Source organism: Amycolatopsis sp. NPDC054798, assembly GCF_053611505.1.
Genome location: NZ_JBSHAM010000037.1, coordinates 55,423 through 73,283, shown reverse-complemented (window position 1 = coordinate 73,283; position 17,861 = coordinate 55,423). Strand labels below are relative to the sequence as shown.

General features: G+C 70.0%; 13 protein-coding genes. 5 read left to right on the top strand and 8 right to left on the bottom strand.

Annotation, left to right across the window (positions count from 1 at the left end):
• Positions 1–252: 252 nt before the first annotated feature.
• Together ACWGIC_RS23200 and ACWGIC_RS23195 are read right to left on the bottom strand one after the other, a co-directional pair.
• A complete protein-coding gene (locus tag ACWGIC_RS23200; protein WP_452078033.1) occupies positions 253–2,415 on the bottom strand; it encodes a DUF6049 family protein in 2,163 nt (720 codons plus the stop codon).
• Positions 2,416–2,429: 14 nt separating this feature from the next.
• Positions 2,430–2,936 (bottom strand): NUDIX hydrolase, encoded by a 507-nt coding sequence (locus ACWGIC_RS23195; RefSeq protein ID WP_452078032.1) that lies wholly within the window; start codon positions 2,934–2,936, stop codon positions 2,430–2,432.
• A gap of 101 nt (positions 2,937–3,037) precedes the next feature.
• On the opposite strand from ACWGIC_RS23195, the gene ACWGIC_RS23190 reads away from it, so the two are divergent.
• From ACWGIC_RS23190 to ACWGIC_RS23180, 3 genes are all read left to right on the top strand, one after another.
• Positions 3,038–4,495, top strand: coding sequence for a CCA tRNA nucleotidyltransferase (locus ACWGIC_RS23190; RefSeq protein WP_452078031.1), 1,458 nt, complete (start codon positions 3,038–3,040; stop codon positions 4,493–4,495).
• A gap of 188 nt (positions 4,496–4,683) precedes the next feature.
• Positions 4,684–6,009 (top strand): sensor histidine kinase, encoded by a 1,326-nt coding sequence (locus ACWGIC_RS23185; RefSeq protein ID WP_452078030.1) that lies wholly within the window; start codon positions 4,684–4,686, stop codon positions 6,007–6,009.
• Entirely contained in the window at positions 5,994–6,827 is an 834-nt protein-coding gene (locus ACWGIC_RS23180; RefSeq protein ID WP_452078029.1) for a class I SAM-dependent methyltransferase, read from the top strand. Before ACWGIC_RS23185 ends, ACWGIC_RS23180 begins: the two co-directional genes overlap by 16 nt.
• Here ACWGIC_RS23180 and ACWGIC_RS23175 read toward each other — a convergent pair.
• The 5 genes from ACWGIC_RS23175 to ACWGIC_RS23155 all read right to left on the bottom strand — a co-directional run bounded on the left by ACWGIC_RS23175 (position 6,813) and on the right by ACWGIC_RS23155 (position 14,161).
• A complete protein-coding gene (locus tag ACWGIC_RS23175) occupies positions 6,813–8,705 on the bottom strand; it encodes a TNT domain-containing protein (RefSeq protein ID WP_452078028.1) in 1,893 nt (630 codons plus the stop codon). The two genes, ACWGIC_RS23180 and ACWGIC_RS23175, sit on opposite strands and share 15 nt — an antisense overlap.
• A 124-nt stretch (positions 8,706–8,829) precedes the next feature.
• Positions 8,830–11,058 (bottom strand): ADP-ribosylglycohydrolase family protein, encoded by a 2,229-nt coding sequence (locus ACWGIC_RS23170; protein WP_452078027.1) that lies wholly within the window; start codon positions 11,056–11,058, stop codon positions 8,830–8,832.
• Positions 11,059–12,432: a glycohydrolase toxin TNT-related protein gene (locus tag ACWGIC_RS23165; protein ID WP_452078026.1), complete on the bottom strand. Its 1,374-nt coding sequence runs from the start codon at positions 12,430–12,432 to the stop codon at positions 11,059–11,061.
• A gap of 29 nt (positions 12,433–12,461) precedes the next feature.
• Complete coding sequence (locus tag ACWGIC_RS23160; protein WP_452078025.1) at positions 12,462–12,764, bottom strand: hypothetical protein; 303 nt, start codon at positions 12,762–12,764, stop codon at positions 12,462–12,464.
• A gap of 80 nt (positions 12,765–12,844) precedes the next feature.
• Positions 12,845–14,161 carry an MFS transporter gene (locus ACWGIC_RS23155; RefSeq protein ID WP_452078024.1) on the bottom strand — a complete coding sequence of 439 codons (1,317 nt, stop codon included), beginning with the start codon at positions 14,159–14,161 and terminating at the stop codon, positions 12,845–12,847.
• Positions 14,162–15,499: 1,338 nt separating this feature from the next.
• Between ACWGIC_RS23155 and ACWGIC_RS23150 the strand changes: the two genes are divergently transcribed.
• Entirely contained in the window at positions 15,500–16,081 is a 582-nt protein-coding gene (locus ACWGIC_RS23150; protein ID WP_452078041.1) for a YqgE/AlgH family protein, read from the top strand.
• On the opposite strand, the gene ACWGIC_RS23145 is transcribed toward ACWGIC_RS23150, so the two are convergent.
• Entirely contained in the window at positions 16,078–16,500 is a 423-nt protein-coding gene (locus ACWGIC_RS23145; protein WP_452078023.1) for an SdpI family protein, read from the bottom strand. The two genes, ACWGIC_RS23150 and ACWGIC_RS23145, sit on opposite strands and share 4 nt — an antisense overlap.
• A gap of 65 nt (positions 16,501–16,565) precedes the next feature.
• On the opposite strand from ACWGIC_RS23145, the gene ACWGIC_RS23140 reads away from it, so the two are divergent.
• The gene (locus ACWGIC_RS23140; protein ID WP_452078022.1) at positions 16,566–17,726 is read left to right on the top strand and encodes an esterase-like activity of phytase family protein; all 1,161 of its coding nucleotides are present in this window, start codon (positions 16,566–16,568) and stop codon (positions 17,724–17,726) included.
• Positions 17,727–17,861: the final 135 nt, after the last annotated feature.

The following is a 17,861-nucleotide window of genomic DNA, read 5'->3' as shown; positions in this document are numbered from 1 at the left end:
CTGCGTTCGGCGGGCGGCGGCGGAGGAGGAGGCGGTGGCTGGCGACGGGCGTCCCGCACCGCGCGACGAGGCTGGTCGGTCCGCCTCGGCGCCGCGCCGTCCCGCCGAGGACGCCCCGCGCGCTCGGGTGGTTGACCCGGCTCTTTGTCCAACGCGTGCCCAATCCTCGGCGGTCCCCTGGTCCCTGCCATTGTGGCAGCGCGGACCCAGGGTAATCGGGAACGGGCGCGAGCACCCGACCCCTCGAGGATGTCAGGGCGTGCCGCCGCGGCTTTCCTTGATCCGCCGGTAAATCCGCCGGGACGCGAGCAGCAGCAGCGCGCAACCAGCGACGACGGTGACGATGATGGTGATCGGGCCGTATTCGGTCGAGGTCAGCTCGAACCGCGCGGTCGCGCCGAGGTCGGTGCCCGCAGGGGTGGTCAAGGACACATCGACCGACAGGCGCCCGGCCCGCAGCGCCTCGATCTGCACGTAGCGGGTCTGCCCGCCCTTGGCCGGGAAGAGCAGGTTCTTCGCCTCTTCGGCCCGGACGCCCATGTTGTTCTTGAGCGCGATCTGCGCGGTGACGCCGACCGGAAGGTCGTTGTGCACGTACACCGGCAACGGCGAGGACCCGGACGCGAGCGCAAACGTTTGCTTCGGCTGTTCGACAGTCACCTGTTCGCGGATCGCGGCGAGTTCGGCGGTCGCGTTCGCCGAGGCGGACGAGGGGGCCGCCGAAGCCCCGAACGCGGTGGAGCTGCCGCGGACCAGCGCGTCGCGCACCGGCTCGACGATCGCCGTCGGCTGGACCCGGTTCCTGGTATCCACCTGCATCGCCGAGGCCAGGCTGGCGACGTCCTGGTCGAGGCCGGACAGCTGGTCGGCGACCGCCGCGCCGCCGTCCGAGCGAGTGCTCGGGACCAGCGAAGCGCTGCCTTCGGGGGTGCTTCCCAGCAGGTCGTCGAGCGTCGAACCGGCCGTCACGCCGGCGTTGGTGAGCTTGCCGAGCCCGGACAGGAAGGCGTTCAGCTCGTCGGTGGTGGCGTCCCAGCGCCGTGGCGGAGCGATGAGCAGCGGCCCGCCGGTGGCTCCTTCGGTGCGGCCGAGCCCGGCTTCGAAGGCGATCGCGGCGAGCCCGTTCTGCGTGGAGACCGCGCGCTGCGACGCTCCGCTGTAAGTGGTCGGGGCCTGCGGATTCGGCGCGAAGCCGGTGAGACCGGCGGTGGCCATCGAGTTGGTCGGCTGCGCGCGCAGGCCGTCGGAGAGCGTCGCCGCGCCGGTGACGGTCTGGTCGTCACCGCCCGCCCGCAGCTTCGCGCTGTCGGTGAGCACGGTCTGGTAGCCGCCCGCCGAAATCGCCGTCAGCGCCTTCTCGTCCGGAGTCCCGCCCGGCCACAGCACGCCGCTCTTCGACTCGACGCCGAGCACCTGCCGGATCGTGTCGGTGCCGTTCAGCGCCGTGGTCATCAGGCTGGCGTCGGGGTTGCCGTCAGCTCCGCGAATCTTGCCCAGCGTGGTGAGGTCGGCGTCGGCGAACGGCAGCGGGACCACGCACCGGCCGGTGACCAGCGCACGCAGCGCCGCCAGCCAATTCGACGCGGCGTCCGCGCCCCTCCCCGTCGCACCGCCGCTGACCCGGTAGCCGTTCCGCATCGCGTCGACGGTGCGCAGCAGATCGGGATCGAGCGCGAAGCACAGCGAGCCGCCGATCTTCGCATTCGTCTCCTGCGCTGCTCGCGCCGCCGAGACCAGGGAATACAGCCGTCCGCCCGGGCTCAGCTCGTTGGCGAGCGAATCGTCGGTGAGCGTCATCGGCACCCCGAACGGCGCGGACTGGATGTGCGGCGTGCTGTCGGTGATCGGCCACAGCACGGCCAGTTTCGAATGCCGCGGCATCGCCTGGTTGTTCGAGTGACCTGGCGTCGACAGCACCGGCATGAGCAGGCTCACCGCGGCGAGCCGGGCCGGGCCGCCGTACTCAGGGGTGCCGTTCACGTTCACCAGCAGCGGGTACACGCCCGGCCGCAGCCCCGCACCGCGCGGCCCGGTCAGCGGCACCGTGATGTCCAGCCGGGCGCTCTGCCCCGGCTCCAGTTCCTCGGCGAGCAGGGTGAAGTCGGTGAGCGGGGTGTCCTGCACCGGGGTTCCGGCGAGCACCGAATCCATCGCGCGCGGGCTGGAGACGCGTTCGCCGATCTGCAGCCGGGCCATCGGCTTGACGATCCGCCGGGACCCGTTGTTGGTCACCGTCCCGGTCACCGTGATCGCCTGGTCCGAGCTGGTGACCATGCGCGGCGACAGCTGGCCGAGGTCGAGCCGCAGCCGGGCCGGTTCCGGCGACGGGTTCTCCTGCGCGTCCGCCGTCGCACCGAACAACGCGGTGGCGGCGACGATCAGCAAGGACAGCAAGAAGGCGGCGGGCCGCTTCACTCGGGTGCTCCCTCTCAGCCGCGCTCGTCGGGCGCGAAAAGTTCTGCTGCCCCGCGAACCAGCTTGCGCTCGTCCGCGTAGGCGAGGGTGGTCTCCAGCTCGGCCAGCGGAATCCAGGCGACCTCGGTCACCTCGACGTCCTCGTCCGACAGTTCGCCGCCGGTGGCTTCGAGCAGGAAATGGTGCACGGTCTTGTGCACCCGGCGCTGCTGCGCGACGAACCAGTAGTCGATGGTGCCCAGCGGGTGCAGCACGCGCGCGGAGATGCCGGTTTCCTCCTTCACCTCGCGCACCGCGGTCTGCTCCACCGTCTCCCCGTCCTCGATGTGGCCCTTCGGCAACGACCACAGCAGTCTGCCGTGTCGGTCGAGCCGCCCGATCAGCACCGCGCGTTCCCGCTCCGGGTCGACGACCAATCCGCCGGCCGAGGTCTCGTCGACCGTGGTCAGCCGCCTGCCGCGGTGGCGCCGTCGCCGCCGGCGCGGCGTCGGCGGCCCGGCGCGACCGGCAGATCCAGACATGCTGCGATGCTAGAGCAAACGGTCGCCCGGGTACTCTGGCTCTCCGTGTCCGTGTCCGGCGGCGCCGGCGGAGTTGGCGCCATTTTCGTGGTGGGATTCGAGTGAACAACCTGGTCGCCCAGCAGAACGCGGTGACGGAACTGATGCGAGTGTCCCCGCTGGCCGATGAGCTGGCCGAGCGCTTCGCCCGTGCTGGCCACAGCTTGTACCTGGTCGGCGGCAGCGTGCGCGACGCGTTGCTCGGGAGGCTGTCGAACGATCTCGACTTCACCACCGATGCGCGCCCGGACCGGGTGCTGCAGATCGTGAGCGAATGGGGCGACGCGGTCTGGGACGTCGGCATCGCCTTCGGCACCGTCGGCGTCACCAAAAACGGCACGACGCTGGAGATCACCACGTTCCGCGCGGACAGCTACGACCGCGTCGGCCGCAATCCCGAGGTCACCTTCGGCGACACCATCGAGGGCGACCTGCTGCGCCGCGACTTCACCGTCAACGCGATGGCGATCGACCTGGTGGGGAAGACGTTCATCGATCCGCACGACGGGATGGACGCGCTGCGGCTGAAGGTGCTCGACACCCCGGCGCTGCCGCAGGAGTCGTTCGCCGACGACCCGCTGCGGATGATGCGCGCCGCCCGGTTCTCCGCGCAGCTCGGCTTCACCGCCGCGCCGCGCGTGGTCGAGGCGATGACGTCGATGGCCGAGGAGATCGACCGGATCACCGCCGAGCGGGTGCAGACCGAGCTGTCGAAGCTGATGCTGGCCCCCGATCCGCGGCCGGGCCTGGAGCTGCTGGTCGACACCGGGCTGGCCGACCGGGTGCTGCCCGAGCTGCCCGGGATGCGGCTGGCGATCGACGAGCACCACCAGCACAAGGACGTCTACCAGCATTCGCTCACCGTGCTCGCGCAGGCGATCGCGCTGGAGAAGTCGCACGAACCGGCCAGCGAGCCGGACCTGGTGCTGCGGCTGGCGGCGCTGCTGCACGACATTGGCAAGCCGGCCACCCGCGAGTTCGCCCCCGGCGGCGGCGTGAGCTTCCACCACCACGAGGTGGTCGGTGCCCGGATGGCCCGCAAACGTTTGCGCGCGCTGAAGTACTCGAAGGAGATCGTCGAGCAGGTCTCCCAGCTCGTGTTCCTCCACCTGCGCTTTCACGGGTACGGCGGCGGCGAGTGGACCGATTCGGCGGTCCGCCGCTACGTCACCGACGCCGGCGACCTGCTGACCCGGCTGCACAAGCTCGTCCGCGCCGATTCGACCACGCGCAACAAGCGCAAGGCGGCCGCGCTGCAGGCGACCTACGACGACCTCGAGGCCCGCATCGCGCGGATCAAGGAGCAGGAGGACCTCGACCGCGTCCGGCCGGACCTCGACGGCAACGAGATCATGCGGCTGCTCGGCCTCCCGCCGGGCCCGCAGGTCGGCCGGGCCTGGAAGTTCCTCAAGGAACTGCGCCTAGACCGCGGCCCCCTCGACCACGACGAGGCAGTCGCCGAACTGAAGAAATGGGCGGCAGCAGAAGACCTAGGCCCGAACCAGCCACCGCAGAACTGAACCGAACCGCGGGATCGCGTCGGCGTGCGGAGGGGCGGTGTGCACGGCCCCAAGGCCGGGTGCACCGCCCCTCCGCACGCCGACTTCAAGGCGATCCCGCACGCGCCGACGAAGTCGGCGCCATCAAACACTGGATCATCGACCGGGCAGCCGAGATACTCCCTGTCTCGAACCGAACAGGGGGATCGATGACGCGGCAGCAGGACGGGAACCGGCGCGGAGCCAGCTTTCTCGTCATGCTGTTGCGCCGCGGCACGCCCGCGCTGGCCACGGCGACGACCGGGCTGACCGACGAGATCGCCGATCCCACCCCGGTACGCGCGTTGCAGCGGATCTCGCGGATGGCCGGTCCGGTCGACGAACGGCACCACGACGGGCTGCTGCTACGGGCGGCCCGGTACGTGGTGCTGGTCCCGCTCGTCTACCGGCTGCTAGTGGTACCCGCGACGTTCGCTTCGTACGCGGTTAAGCACGGGTCGGCTGGGCTGGCGTCGGTCGCGATCGTCACCGTGTGCTCGGTGGCGCTGAGCGCGTTCGGGCTGTTCTGGATGATGCGCCGGGCGCCCTTCCGCAGTGACCTCGCCGGCCGATTGCTGGTGGTCGACCTCCTGGCCACGCTCGCGTTCGAGCTGTTCATGGGCGCGACGGTGTCGCCCGCGGTCTTCCACGACGCGGTCGGCGTCGCGGACAAACACCTGCTCGGCAGCGTCGCTCTGCTCACGCTCGCCGTCGGCATCCCGTCCGGGATCGGCCTGGTGGTGCTCAGCCTGCCGGTGCGGCTGCTGTCGGACCTGCTCAACCACGGCACGTTCGATTTCGCGCAGGCCGCGTCGCTGTACCCGACGATGTTCGGCGTCCTGTTCACCGCGGTCGGTGCGCTGATCCTGCTCGGGCTCGGGATCCGGCTGGCGCTGGCGTACGGCATCCGCAACGGACGGCTCGCCGAACGCGCGCGGCAGCACCGGATGCTGCACGACACGGTGCTGCAGACGCTGGAAGCGATCGCGCTCGGCGGTCCCGGCGATTCGGATCAGCGGCTGGTCGAAGTGCAGCGGCTGGCCCGCGCGCAGGCGATCGAGCTGCGGCAGACGATCGAGACCGCCGCCGCGCAGCGGGCCGAGGAGGGCGCGCGGCCGCTCGGCGAGAAGCTCGCGGCGCTGGCCGCGGAGATGGCTCGCGACGGCCTGCGCGCGCAGCTGGTGATCGCCGAACTGGACGACGACACGCTGTCCGAAGTCCGGCAGATCGCGATCCGCGACGCGGTGCGGGAAGCCATGCGCAACACGATGAAGCACGCGGAGACGGACAAAGTCGTCGTGCGCGTGGAGGAACGCAACGGAGGGATCGCGGTGATCACTCGGGACCACGGCACCGGGTTCAGTCCGCACGATCGGCCTGCCGGGTTCGGCATCAGCGAGTCGATCACCGCGCGGCTGTCCGAGGTTGGCGGGACTTCGCTGGTCGAATCGAGTCCGGGGAGCGGAACGCGGGTGACGTTGTGGGTGCCGCTGTGAGCGGGGTGGCCGGTGCGCTGGCGGCGTATCGGGACGGGGACGTCGAGCGGGCGGGTGCGCTTGCCGCTGCGGCCGGGACTCCGTTGGGCGCGGAGCTGGCGACGTATCTCGCGGCTGGCCCGAGTGGTCCGGTGTACGACCAGCCCGAGGCGTTCACGGCGTTCATTCGCGGCGGCGGGAACGTCGAGTTGTACCGGCGGTTGAGCGAAGAATTGGCCGCGCGGTACGACTCCTGGCGTCCGGCGGCGCTGCTGGATCTCGGATGCGGCGACGGGCTGGCGATCGAGCCGGCGTTGGCGCGGGCCTCGTTCCGGCCGGAGCGGATCGATCTCGTGGAGCCGTCGGAGGCGCTGCTCGCGGACGTCAAAGTCCCTGGTGCGCGCCGGTTTTCCTTGACCGCACAGGATTTTCTCGCCGCGGATGGTTCCACGTGGAACCTCACCCAATCGACCTTCGCGCTGCAGTCGATCGAGCCCGCGGCTCGGGCCGAGGTGCTGAGCGCGTTGCGACCGCGGACAGAACGGTTGGTACTGGCCGAATTCGACGTGCCGGACACTGCCGACCTGGAATCGCTCGCGCAGCGGTACGAACGTGGTGTCGCCGAGTACGGCGAGCAGGCTTCCCTGGTGGCGCAAGGGTTTCTGCTGCCGGTCCTGCTCGGCGTCGCCGCCGGGACGGCGCGGACCAACTGGGAACATCCGGCCGCGCAGTGGACCCGGCAGCTCGAAGCCGCCGGGTTCGCCGACGTGACAGTGGAACCGCTCGCGGACTACTGGTGGTCGCCCGCCGTGCTGATCACGGCTTCACAGCCGGGATAGCGATCCCTGTTCGAGGTGCTGCGCGATCGGCCGCGGCAGCAGGTAGGCCGTGGCCCCGCCCGGCTGGGGACCCCACGGCGCGGTGACGCCGGTCAGCACCCGGATAGTGCGCTGCACGCGGTACTCGTGCCGGTCGCGTTCGCGGTCCGGCGTCAGCGAGGTTTCGAGGAACCGCACCGAATTCGGGTGCACCAAATTCCCGGCCTCAGGCCCGAACCGGACCACCGTGGTCCCGGCGGGCAGCACGACGATCCGCTTGCCGCGGAAGAACGACAGCGGCGGCTCGCCGCGCATCGGCAGGATCGGCCAGTCCGCGGGCTGATCGGATTCGTCCGGGGCCTGCGGCGGCAGCATCAGCAGCGTGCCGAGGAGGAACCGGGCCGCGTCGGCGAGAGTGGCGAACGCCACCGGCTCCACCGTCGGCGGACGCGACACCTCCCAGCGGTTTTCCGCGCGGCGCAAGGTCCACACGCCTTCGGCGGGCACCTCGTCAGCACCGATCCGGTACGCCGACGACGGCACACCGTGCTCGACGAGCCGTTGCTGCAGCAGCGCCAGCGTCTCGGCCGCGCGCAGCCCGCGAGTCTGCTCGCCGCGGACCGCTCGGGCGAGCGAACTGCCGTCCGGGATGTCGGCCTCGGTACGTCCCGGACGCGGTTTGCCCAGCACGTCAGCCTCGGCGGTCGCGCGCACCAGATCGCGCACGAGCGGCGGCCGGAACCCGGCGGCGCGGATGTGCTCGACCAGCTCGGGCTCCGGCGGAACCCCGTATTTGCGCAGGTAGTGCGGTACGGCGGCGGGCCAGATCCAGGTGCCGTCGGTGTGGAACGCCTGCGGTACGTCCGGCGGCGCGCCGGGCGCGAAGATGTCCGGCTGGGGCACCGGCCGGTGCAGCACGACCGGCGCGCGGAACAGGTAGTCGAGCACGCCGCGCACCTGGTCAGGCGGCACCGGCGGGCGGTTCACCACGGGCCGCTCGCCCTCGTTGTGCACGTCGACCGGCCGCGCCTGGCGGAACCCGACGCTCAGCGGGAGCCCGGCTTTCGCGCCGAGCCAGTCCGGCAGATGCTTGTCCGGGCGCGGGAAGCGGGTCAGCTCCACGAGGTAGGACTCGCGGGCGGGCTCGCCGCCGTCGTTGGGCGGCAGCCGCCAGTCCGGCTCCTGGTCGGCGTCGAAGTCGAAATCGAACTGCGAATCGGCGTCGAGCGTGAAGGTGCCCTGGAACCAGGTGCCGCTCTCCGGCTGGTACATCGCCGCGCGCAGCTGGGTGAACAGCGTGCTCAGCTGCGGCGTGCCGGGCAGCGACACCGAAACCGGGCCGTTCTCGTCGCCGACCGCGCGGACCTCCAGTTCGGCGTAGTCGCCGACCTGCCGGAACTGCGCGGCGACCCGCGTCCACCCGCCGGGCACCTGGCGCAGCGTGCGGCCGATCCCCCGCAGGATCCGGGTCTGGTCGCCGCCCTCGGTCTCGGCCTTCGGCTCGCCGTAGTCGTGCCGGGTCAGCCACAGCCCGGTCAGCTCCTTGCCCGGGACGGTCACCGAGAAATCAGTGAGCCCGAGCTGCGCGGCGCGCACCGGATCGTGCCGCGTCCAGCGCAGGGTCAGGTTCGGCTGGTCCCCCGGCGCGACCTCGAACAGTTCGTCGTCGTATTCGACGTAGGTGCGCAGGTCGAACGTCGCGGGCACCTCGTTCGCGAGTACGACTCTGGCGGGCTTGCCCTCGTGCTCGCGATCGAAGCCTTCGGGCGCTTCCTCGTCGCCGACGACCGTCAGCAGCAGCGTGCCGTCGGTGGTGGAGCGCTGTGCCGCGAAAGTCCGATCGTCGAGCGTCGCGTACAGGCCGTCTGGGCGTTCTCCCGATTCCACCCGGTACCGCACGTCTGGTTCCTCCCCGAAGTCCCCCGTGTAGCCGCAACGAACTTATCTGACCGTGTCACGACCCGACCATCGGTCACCGGCGCGGGGAGAATATGCGCCCACAAATACCTGCCCGGGTGACCGATCAGTGCCGTGGGTAGCGCTGCACCCAGGCGTCGCCGAGCGCGTTCCGTGCCGAATGACGGTCGAAATGCCACAGCGCGTCGGTGGCCACCTGTTCGATCAAGTGGTGCAGTTCCAGCTGCTCGAGCCACTTCCGGGGCAGTCCGGGAACGCCCACCCGCGCGCCGAGCAGGGCACCGGTCAACGCGCCGGTGAGCGCGCTGCGGCCGGAGTGGTTCACCGCGCGCAGCATCGCCTGTTCCGGGTAGTTCTCGAATCCGGACAGCGCGGCGAACGAACGGCCGAGAACGGAAAGCGTGCTGTGCCCGTCGCCGATCAGCTCCGGCATGCGCAGATCCGGCAGGCCGTGCTCGCCGAAGAACGGCACCGCCTCGGCCACCAGGTCGCGCACCGGTCCCCATTCCGGGCCGTCGTGCTCGTCGAGAACCTCACGGGACAGGTTCCACACCGGATAGCTGAACGAGTCCTTCGTGAGCGCCTTTTCGAACACCCACGCCAGGTAGGTCGCGGCGGCCACGTCGTCCGGCTGATGCGTCACGCCAGCCAGATCACGCACGACCTGGCCGATGCCGCCGCTGAACCCGGTGCCCGGACCGGCCGCGGTCAGCACCGCGGGCAGCGCGCCGAGCAGCGCGGCCGGACCCGACATCGGCGCGGCTTGCGGATCGCCGGTGACCAGCGCGTGATAGGCGTTGAGTTCGGTGTCGTCGATGGCGCGGCGGGCGTGCAGTTCGGGCACCTTGACGAGGAAACCGTCGGCGTTCTGGATCGCCGCGCCCTGCGTGTGCAGCCAGCGGCCCAGCGCGCCGCGGACCACGCCGGGGAAGAGTTTTTCGACGTCGCGCGACTCCGGCTGTTCGCGATGCGGGCTGCGGATGACGGCCTCGGTCAGGAAAAGCAGCCGTTGCGTCATCGAGCCGATCCGGCCCGGCTGGTCGAACGCGAGCGGGAGTTCGCGGACGCCGTCCGGACCGTAGGTCGAGACGATCTCGTCCAGCCGCATCCGGTCGACGGCCGATCCGAGCGCCTCGCCGAGCGCGAACCCGACCCACGCGCCGACGACCCGCTGCCAGCCGTAACGGAAGTTCTCCAGGCTGATCTCGGGGTACTTGCCGAACGTGTCGAGCTTGGGGACGATCCGGCCCTCGTTGTCCCAGGACGGCACGAGACCGTTGGCGCGCAGGTCGTTCGGCCGGGAACGGCTCGGCTCCGGCTGTTCGAAGCGGCGCAGCCACGACCGGCCGAGGACGGTCTTGCGGCATTCGTCGGCGGTCAGCTCGAAACCGTGCCGCCGCGCGCGTTCCGCCGCGGCTTTCGGAATGTCGACCGGTTTTTCCAGCCCGATCCGGGCGGCGGTTTCGACGGCGAACTTCTCCAGGTCTTCTTCGATCTCCGGGCAGCGGCCGTTCTCGTCGACTCTCGGCTCCTGGCGGGGAAACCGCTTCGCGATCGTGGCCAGCTCGGCGCCCGAGACGTCCTCGAAGGTCGCCGGACCACCGTTGATCACCAGGTTCGGCGGATGTTCGAACTCGGCGAGTGTCGCCAAGTCGACCCGCCACCAGGCGTGCTCGCGGGCGGGCAGATGCCGGGTCGAGCTGAAAACACGCAGCTCGTTGCGTTCTTCGGAGAAATAGAAGCGGTCCGTCGCGCCGGTTTTGAGGTCGAACGGCACGAAGACCTCGCAGCGCAGCAAGCCGATCAGCAGCTGTTCGCGCGAGAGCCAGCCGACGCTCGCGAAAGCGAGGAGGGTTTCCAGCGGATTTTCCGGCTTCGGATAGCCGCGGCGGATCGGACCGGCCTTGTACTCGGGGTTTTCGCGCTCGTCACCGGTCTGATGGCCGTCGTTGTTGACCTTCACCCAGCCCGCGACCGCGGGCAGCGGCACTCCGAGTTCGCCGAGCCCGGCCTTCGCGTACTCCGGATCGACGACCTCGCGCCAGCTTTCCTGGCCCGGATAGGCGACCGGGGTGCTGAGCCCGCCGGGATGCGGATGCGCCTGGCGCAGTTCGCCGTCCGGTTCGCGCACGAGCACCGAGGGCGCGGGGAACAGCTCTTTGTCCGGACGGCCGTCGTCGAGGAACGCGACGGTGTTGTAGGGGATCGACCAGCCTTCGGGGACCCGCAGCACGCGGTCGTGGTCGACCCGGAGGCCGCCCGGCCCGGAGACCTCGGGGCCGTGCACGGCGCGCAACCACTTCCCGACCTTCTCCACCGCTTCCGCCGCTTCCACCTACTCGATCCTCTCCAGGCTTCCGTCGGACTCGTGCTCCGCGATCGGCTTGGGCAAGACGTACGCCACCGCGCCCCCGGGAAGGTTCGCCCAGGGCACCGTCACCCCGGTGATCACGTGGAGTGATCTTCGGAGGCGGAAAGTGCTGGCCATGCGCTCCCGTTCGAGTGGCAGGGACGTCGTCGCGAACCGTACCGCCTGGTGGTGGACCAGGTTGCCGGGTTCTTCGCCGAATCGCAGAACGACGGTACCTTCCGCCAACCGAGTGAGTCTCTTGTTCCGCAGCAGCGTGAGGGGAGGGTCACCCGGCGCGGGCTGGACCGGCCAGTCGGCGACTTCCCGTGCGGTTTCCAGCGGTGTTTCGCGCCCGCCGGTCGCGCGGGCGGGATGCAGCAACAGCGCGCCGAGCAGCTGCTGAGCGGCGTCTTCGAGGCGGGCGAAGAGCTGCTCGCGACCATCCGGCGCGACGACGGTCCAACCGGCTTTGACCTGGTAGAGACTCCATTTCCCGGCTTCCCGGCCGCCGAGGCAGCGAACGTCGGGCCACACGCCGAAAGAGTCGAGCCGACGGGCGAGGTGGGTCAGCAGTTCGGCGTCGGACAGGACGGGGTCGGGGTTGGTTTCCCGCTCGGCGGCGATGTCGGCCGCGGTGCGCTGGAGGTCGTCCGGGGTCGGTCGCGGACGAGGTTTCCCGGCGAGGTCGGCTTCCGCCGTGCGGCGCACCAGATGTTCGACGTACGGCGGGTGAAAGCCCAGGTCGCGGATGTGCTGGAGCAGTTCGGGCTCGGGTGCCGTCCCGTGTTCGCGCAGCTGCTCGGCCACCTCGACCGGCCAGATCCAGGTGCCGTCGGTCCGGTGTCCCTCGCCGACCTCGGCCTCGCGTTCGAGATAGCGCAGCACGAGCGGCAGTTCTTGCTCCGACAGCGGCTCGCGGCTTTCGGAGTCGGCGGTGGCGTGCCGGAACACCACGCCGAGCGGGAGGCCGACGTGCAGCCGCCACCAGTCGGGAAGGTGTTCGTCGTCGCGGGGGAAGGTGGTGAGTTCGGCGAGGTAGGCGGTCGAATCGGGCGGTGTGGTCCACGGGGGTTCGTCGTCGGTGAAGTAGTCGAAGTCGAACGCTCCGTCCGGGGTGAGCACGTAACGCGCCTGCACCCAGGTGCCCCGGCCGACCTCGTACATCTCGGCGCGCAACGCGGTCAGCCGCTGGACGACCTCGGTGCCCGCGACGGTATTGCGTGCCTGCACCTCGAAATGGTCGCCGAGCTGGGCGAATCCGATCCCGGCCGCCGCGTCCGGATCGGCGCGGTTCGCCCGGATCAGGCGGCCGATCTCGACGAGCGCCTGCTGACCGGGGTCGGTACGCGCTGGTTCCACGTGAATCATTTCGTCCGGAGCGGACGACATCAGGACCCGCGACGGCGGTTCTGCGGAACGGTTCCGCGCGGACGGACGCGGCGCGGGGTCGGCCGCGGGGCGGGCATCGAGGAGATGTGCTGCGGTTCGGGTGCGTCGGCCAGGTGCTGCACGAGTGCCTGGACGGTCGACGCAAGTTGCGCGGGCGTGGTCCGCTCGAAGGCGTCCGGGGCGAATTCGAGCCGGCCGAGAGTGCCGGCCGGTCCGGCGGTCGCGCGGACGAGCCCGTCGGGCGAGGTCAGGACAGCTGGAGCGGCGTCGAGACGGGCACGGTCGTCGCCGATGGTGCTCACGGTGGCCCCCCGTGTCGGTTGCGCGTGCCGAGGTTAACTCGACTGGGTCACAAGTCACCCTAATGCCAGACGGTGAGTTACTACCCCCGTTTGCGTTCAACGGTTTGCGGCAGCGAATCGCCGCGGCGTCGGCGGGCCAGCAGGTATCCGGCCCCGCCCAGCAGGTAGAGCGAGGTCGCGCCGACCACCAGCTCCGGCGAGTAGCCGTTGTCCTTGACGAAGAACGCCGCGATCGAGACCGCCACCACCTGGGTGATGTTGTAAAGCGTGTCGTAGAGGGCGAAGACCCGCCCGCGCGCCTCGTCCGCGACATCGAGCTGGACCGAGGAATCGACCGACAGCTTCAGCACCTGGCCGGTTCCCATGATGAAGAACGCCGCGAGCAACGCCAGCGGCAGCAACATCGGCAACCCGAGCGCGGCCTGCGTGACCGCTGAGATGAGCAGCGATCCCAGAACCGCTCGCGTCCGTCCGAACGACCGGATCAGCCGAGCCGTCACCAGCCCCGCGACGAGAATTCCCGCTCCCGCGCACGCGACCATCTGCCCAAGCCCGGGCAGCCCGGCGCGAAAAATCCCGTCGTCGGTGAAGTAATTGCGCATCAGCAACACGCTGACCAGCAACGAAATCCCATACGCCGCCCGATGCGCGAACAACGCGACGAACCCAGCTGTGACACTGGGCGCCCGCCACGCATGCCTGGCTCCATCGGCGAGCCCCCGCGCCACCGCCATCACCGGATTGGTGGGCTCGTCAACGACAGTCGGCCCCAACACTCCCTTAGCGAACCGATGCGCGAGAAAAGCCGACAAAACCGCGCCGACCGCAGCGAACGCCGTGGTCTCCGCCGACCCGACGTCCCCCGACCCGAACACCGCCCGCAACCCGATCGCACACCCGCCGCCGACGACCGCGATCGCTGTCCCGAGCGTCGCCGCCACCGCGTTCGCCGAAACCACCGCCCGCGGCTCCACGACGTGCGGCAACGCAGCCGACAACCCGGACCCGATGAACCGGCTGATCCCCTCGGCGAGCAAAGCGAGCGAAAACAACCCGATCCCGCCCACCCCGGTCGCTACCGCTCCTACCGACGCCACGATCGCGACCGCCCGCACGAGATTGGCGTACACGAGCACCCGCCGCCGATCCCACCGATCGAGCAACGCTCCCGCGAACGGCCCCACCAGCGAATACGGCAGCAACAGGGCCGCGAACCCCTCCGCGATGGCCAGCGGATCGGCCGCCCGCTCGGGATTGAACAAAACGGCCCCAGCCAGCCCGGCCCGAAATACCCCGTCCCCCCACTGCGCCGCGAACCGCACGAACAACAGCCGCCGAAACAACGGATCCCGAACCAGCTGCCCGACCAACCGCCGCGCCTCGCCCCGCTCCCCCACACCCCAACCCTACCGAGACCCCCCGACAATTCCCCCCAAAAAAACCGCCCCCACCAACGCCCTGCAACCCAACACCTAAAGCACCCGCAACCCACGCCCAAGCCCAAACGAGACCACCCTCCGACGACCCAGACGCGGTTGCCCCCTCAAGCCCGAGAGACAGGCCCCCAGCCCAACCGCCTGGCAGACCCCGGCCCACCCCCAGCGGAAACACCCGCAACCCCAAGCCAGCAACGAGAGCAGGACGAACCCCCACCAGAACCGCCCCGCCACACCGCATGACCACGACCCGATGCAACTAGCGACGAGCCCACACCAGAGAGGCGTCGCAGGCGAAACGAAAAGCTCCCGCGAACCGCCGCACCGGGCCATCCGCCCCGAGACCCCGCTGCCCGGCTCCGCCCGAAACCACACAACGAGATACCGCCAATAGCGCAACTACACGCCCCGCAAACGGCGAACCCCCACGCCACACCTCCGACGAGACAAGAACAAAAGAACCCGCCTGGGCTAGGCAGAAACAGAAGGACTCGACCGCGCTAGGCAGGGACGAAGGAACTCGACTGGCTATGCAAGGGCAACCGCATCCGACTGGCAGACAGGGCAGACGGACCTGACTGGCCAGCCAGGGACGGAGGGCTCCGACTGGCTCGCAGAGGCAGAAGAACTCGACTGGCTAGGCAGGGGCAGCGGGGTCTGGCTGGCTGGGCAGGGCCGGAAGGGCTTGACTGGCTAGGCAGAGCTGGAGGGATCCGCCTGGTTGGGCCGGAGGGGCTTGACTGGCTGGGCAGGGGCGGAGGGCTCCGACTGGCTGGCAGGGGCGGAAGGCCCGGGTGGCTAGGCAGGGATGGAAGCATCCGGCTGGCTAGACAAGAACAGACGGACCTGACTGGCTAGGCAAAGACAGACCACCCCACCGAAACACCACCCAGCAAAAACAGAACACCCCCGCCCACCAGGAACCCACCGCGCGACCAACACGCACCCCCGGGGCCCAACCCAGCCACCCCGAAAGCCAAAGGGGGCCCCGGCCCCCGCCACCCTCCCAACCCCCACCATCAAGCACCGCGGGGGTCCGGGGGGCTCGGCCCCCCGGGTACAAAGCGCCGGTGAGAGGGGAAGGTGCCGATGAGGCACCGAACAGGACGAAGACACCGGCGCACTCGTTTCGCCTCTCGGCGGCTTGGCGCAGTGTGGCTCCGGCCGGACCGGTATTCCACAAAGGCGGTTCTTCAGTGAGCCCGGGGGACACGAGTGCGCCGGCTCATTGTTCTCAACGGGGCGGGTGGTGCTGGTGTTCCCGTGCCGGGAGTTTTTCCCGTGGCGGGTGATGGGATCATGGGTGGCGTGCCAGCGGACGCCGAGGTTGAACCGGGAACGCTCCTGGTCGCCGCACCCACGATGTTCGACCCGAACTTCAAGCGGACCGTGGTGTTCGTGATCGATCATCGGGCGGAGGGCACGCTCGGGGTGGTCTTGAACCGGCCGTCCGATGTTCCGGTGAATGACGTGCTGCCGGGGTGGGGCGAGCATGTCGCGGAGCCGCAGTCTGTGTTTGTCGGCGGGCCGGTCGACAAGAAGACCGCTCTCTGTCTTGCCGCGTTGCGGACTGGGGAGTCCGCGTCGAGTGTGCCGGGGGTGGTCGCCGTGCGGGGGCCGGTGGCGCTGGTCGATTTGGACAGCGACCCTGAGGTCCTGGTGCCCAAGGTGCGGGGCGTGCGGGTGTTCGCGGGCTATGCCGGGTGGGATTCGGGGCAGCTCGCGGGCGAGATCGAGCGCGAGGACTGGGTGATCGTTCCTGCGCTGCCCAGTGACATTCTCGCGCCGCCGAGCCGGGATTTGTGGGGGCAGGTGCTGCGTCGCCAGGGGGTGCCGCTCGCGTTGCTGGCGACCCATCCTGGTGATTTGCAGCGGAATTAGGCTTCGCTGGACTTCTGCAGGACTCCGCAGCCGCCGGCGCCGCACGCGCAGCCGCTGCAGCCGGCCGGGGCCGGTGCGGCGGGGGCGGGCACGGTCAGTGCGGCTCGCGCGCCCATGCGGGCTCCGGCGACCACCATCACCAGCAGGCCGAGCAGTCCGACGATCGCGGCGGCGACCAGGCCGGCGGTGGCGGGGATCGCGAGTCCGGCGAGTCCGCAGACGACCGCGGCCGCGCCGCCGGCGAGGGTCGGGATGCCGGCCACGCGGTTGGCGAGTTTGAACGCCTCTTCGCTGCGCATCGAGGCTTCGGTCCGGACTCCGGCCCCGCTTGCCCTGTTCAGCCGTCCGCGCACGCCGAGGAATCCACCCCAGCCGACGACGACACCAAGGACGATCGGGACGAGCGCGATAGCGAACACCTCTTGAGGATAAGCGTGACCTCGCGGCAATGTCCCGGATACCCTCGTCGGCTGTGCTACGGGCCATGTCTTCGTCCACGCGACACCGGCTGCTCGCTGCCGCCGGGATCGTCACGCTGTCCTTGTTCATCCCTGGAACCGCGGACGCCGCGCCGCGTCCGGTTCGGCTGCTCGGTGAGCAGCGGGTGCCGCACAACCTGCAGTTCCAGGGCACCACGGTCGGCGGGTTGTCGTCGGTCGACTTCGATCAGCGCACCGGCGGTTATGTCTTCATCAGCGACGACCGGTCCGCGATCAACCCGGCCCGCTTCTACACCGCGAAGTTCGACGTCAGCGCCAAGGGTGTGGGTCCGGTCACCTTCACCGGCACGCATCCGCTGCTGCGCCCGGACGGCACGCCGTACCCGCCGCTAGCGAAGAACGATCCGGCCGCTCCCCAGAACGAGCAGACGATCGACCCGGAAGAACTGCGCGTCGACCCGTGGACCGGGCAGTACGTCTGGTCGCAGGAAGGCGACCGGCTCGCGGACCAGCACCTGATCCAGCCGTCGATCCGCGAAGCCGCCCGTGACGGTCATTACGTGCGTGATCTGCCGCTGCCCGCCAACGAGCGGATGACGCCGGACGCCGGTCCGCGCCGCAACTACGTGCTTGAAGGGCTCGCCTACACCGGGTTCGGCACGCTGCTGGCCAGCGAGGTCGAGGCCCCGCTGCTGCAGGACGGCCCGCCGCCCACGCCGACGTCGGGTGCGTTGTCGCGGATCACCCTGCAGAGCCGGTTCGGGCCCGTGCTCGCGCAGTACGCGTATCCGCAGGAAAAGCTCTTCGCCGAGCCGAAGCCGGCCACCGGGTTCGCCGACACCGGGGTTTCCTCGATGCTCGCGGTGAATCAGGCGGATCCGACGAAATTCCTGATGATGGAGCGGTCCTTCGTCACCGGCGTCGGCAACAAGGTGCGCATTTTCGAGATCGACACCTCTGGCGCGACGAACGTCCTCCGCACTCCGTCCCTGACGGCCGCCAAGCACGTCAAGCCGGTGAAAAAGAAGCTGCTCGCCGACCTTTCCGACCTCCCGCTGTCCACTGTGGACAACATCGAGGGGATGACCTGGGGTCCGGCGCTGCCGTCCGGGGAGCGCAGCCTCGTGCTCGTAAGCGACAACAACTTCTCCGCGTCGCAAGTCACCCAGGTCGTCGCTTTGGCGGTCCCGTCGGAACGGCTTTGACCAGGGCGTTACGATGAGTGCATGAACACGGCTCGGCTGCTCCTTGGCCTGCCGCGCTGACCTGGTCCGATGACCGGCTCGGCGCGGCGACCCCTCATGCCTTCTGGCTTGGGGGGTCGAGTTGTTTCTGGGAGT

Coding starts and splice junctions, on each gene's coding strand:
- ACWGIC_RS23150 (WP_452078041.1), top strand. CDS start 15,500: ATGGGTGGCGTGCCAGCGGACGCCGAGGTTGAACCGGGAACGCTCCTG.
- ACWGIC_RS23185 (WP_452078030.1), top strand. CDS start 4,684: ATGACGCGGCAGCAGGACGGGAACCGGCGCGGAGCCAGCTTTCTCGTC.
- ACWGIC_RS23195 (WP_452078032.1), bottom strand. CDS start 2,936: ATGTCTGGATCTGCCGGTCGCGCCGGGCCGCCGACGCCGCGCCGGCGG.
- ACWGIC_RS23140 (WP_452078022.1), top strand. CDS start 16,566: ATGTCTTCGTCCACGCGACACCGGCTGCTCGCTGCCGCCGGGATCGTC.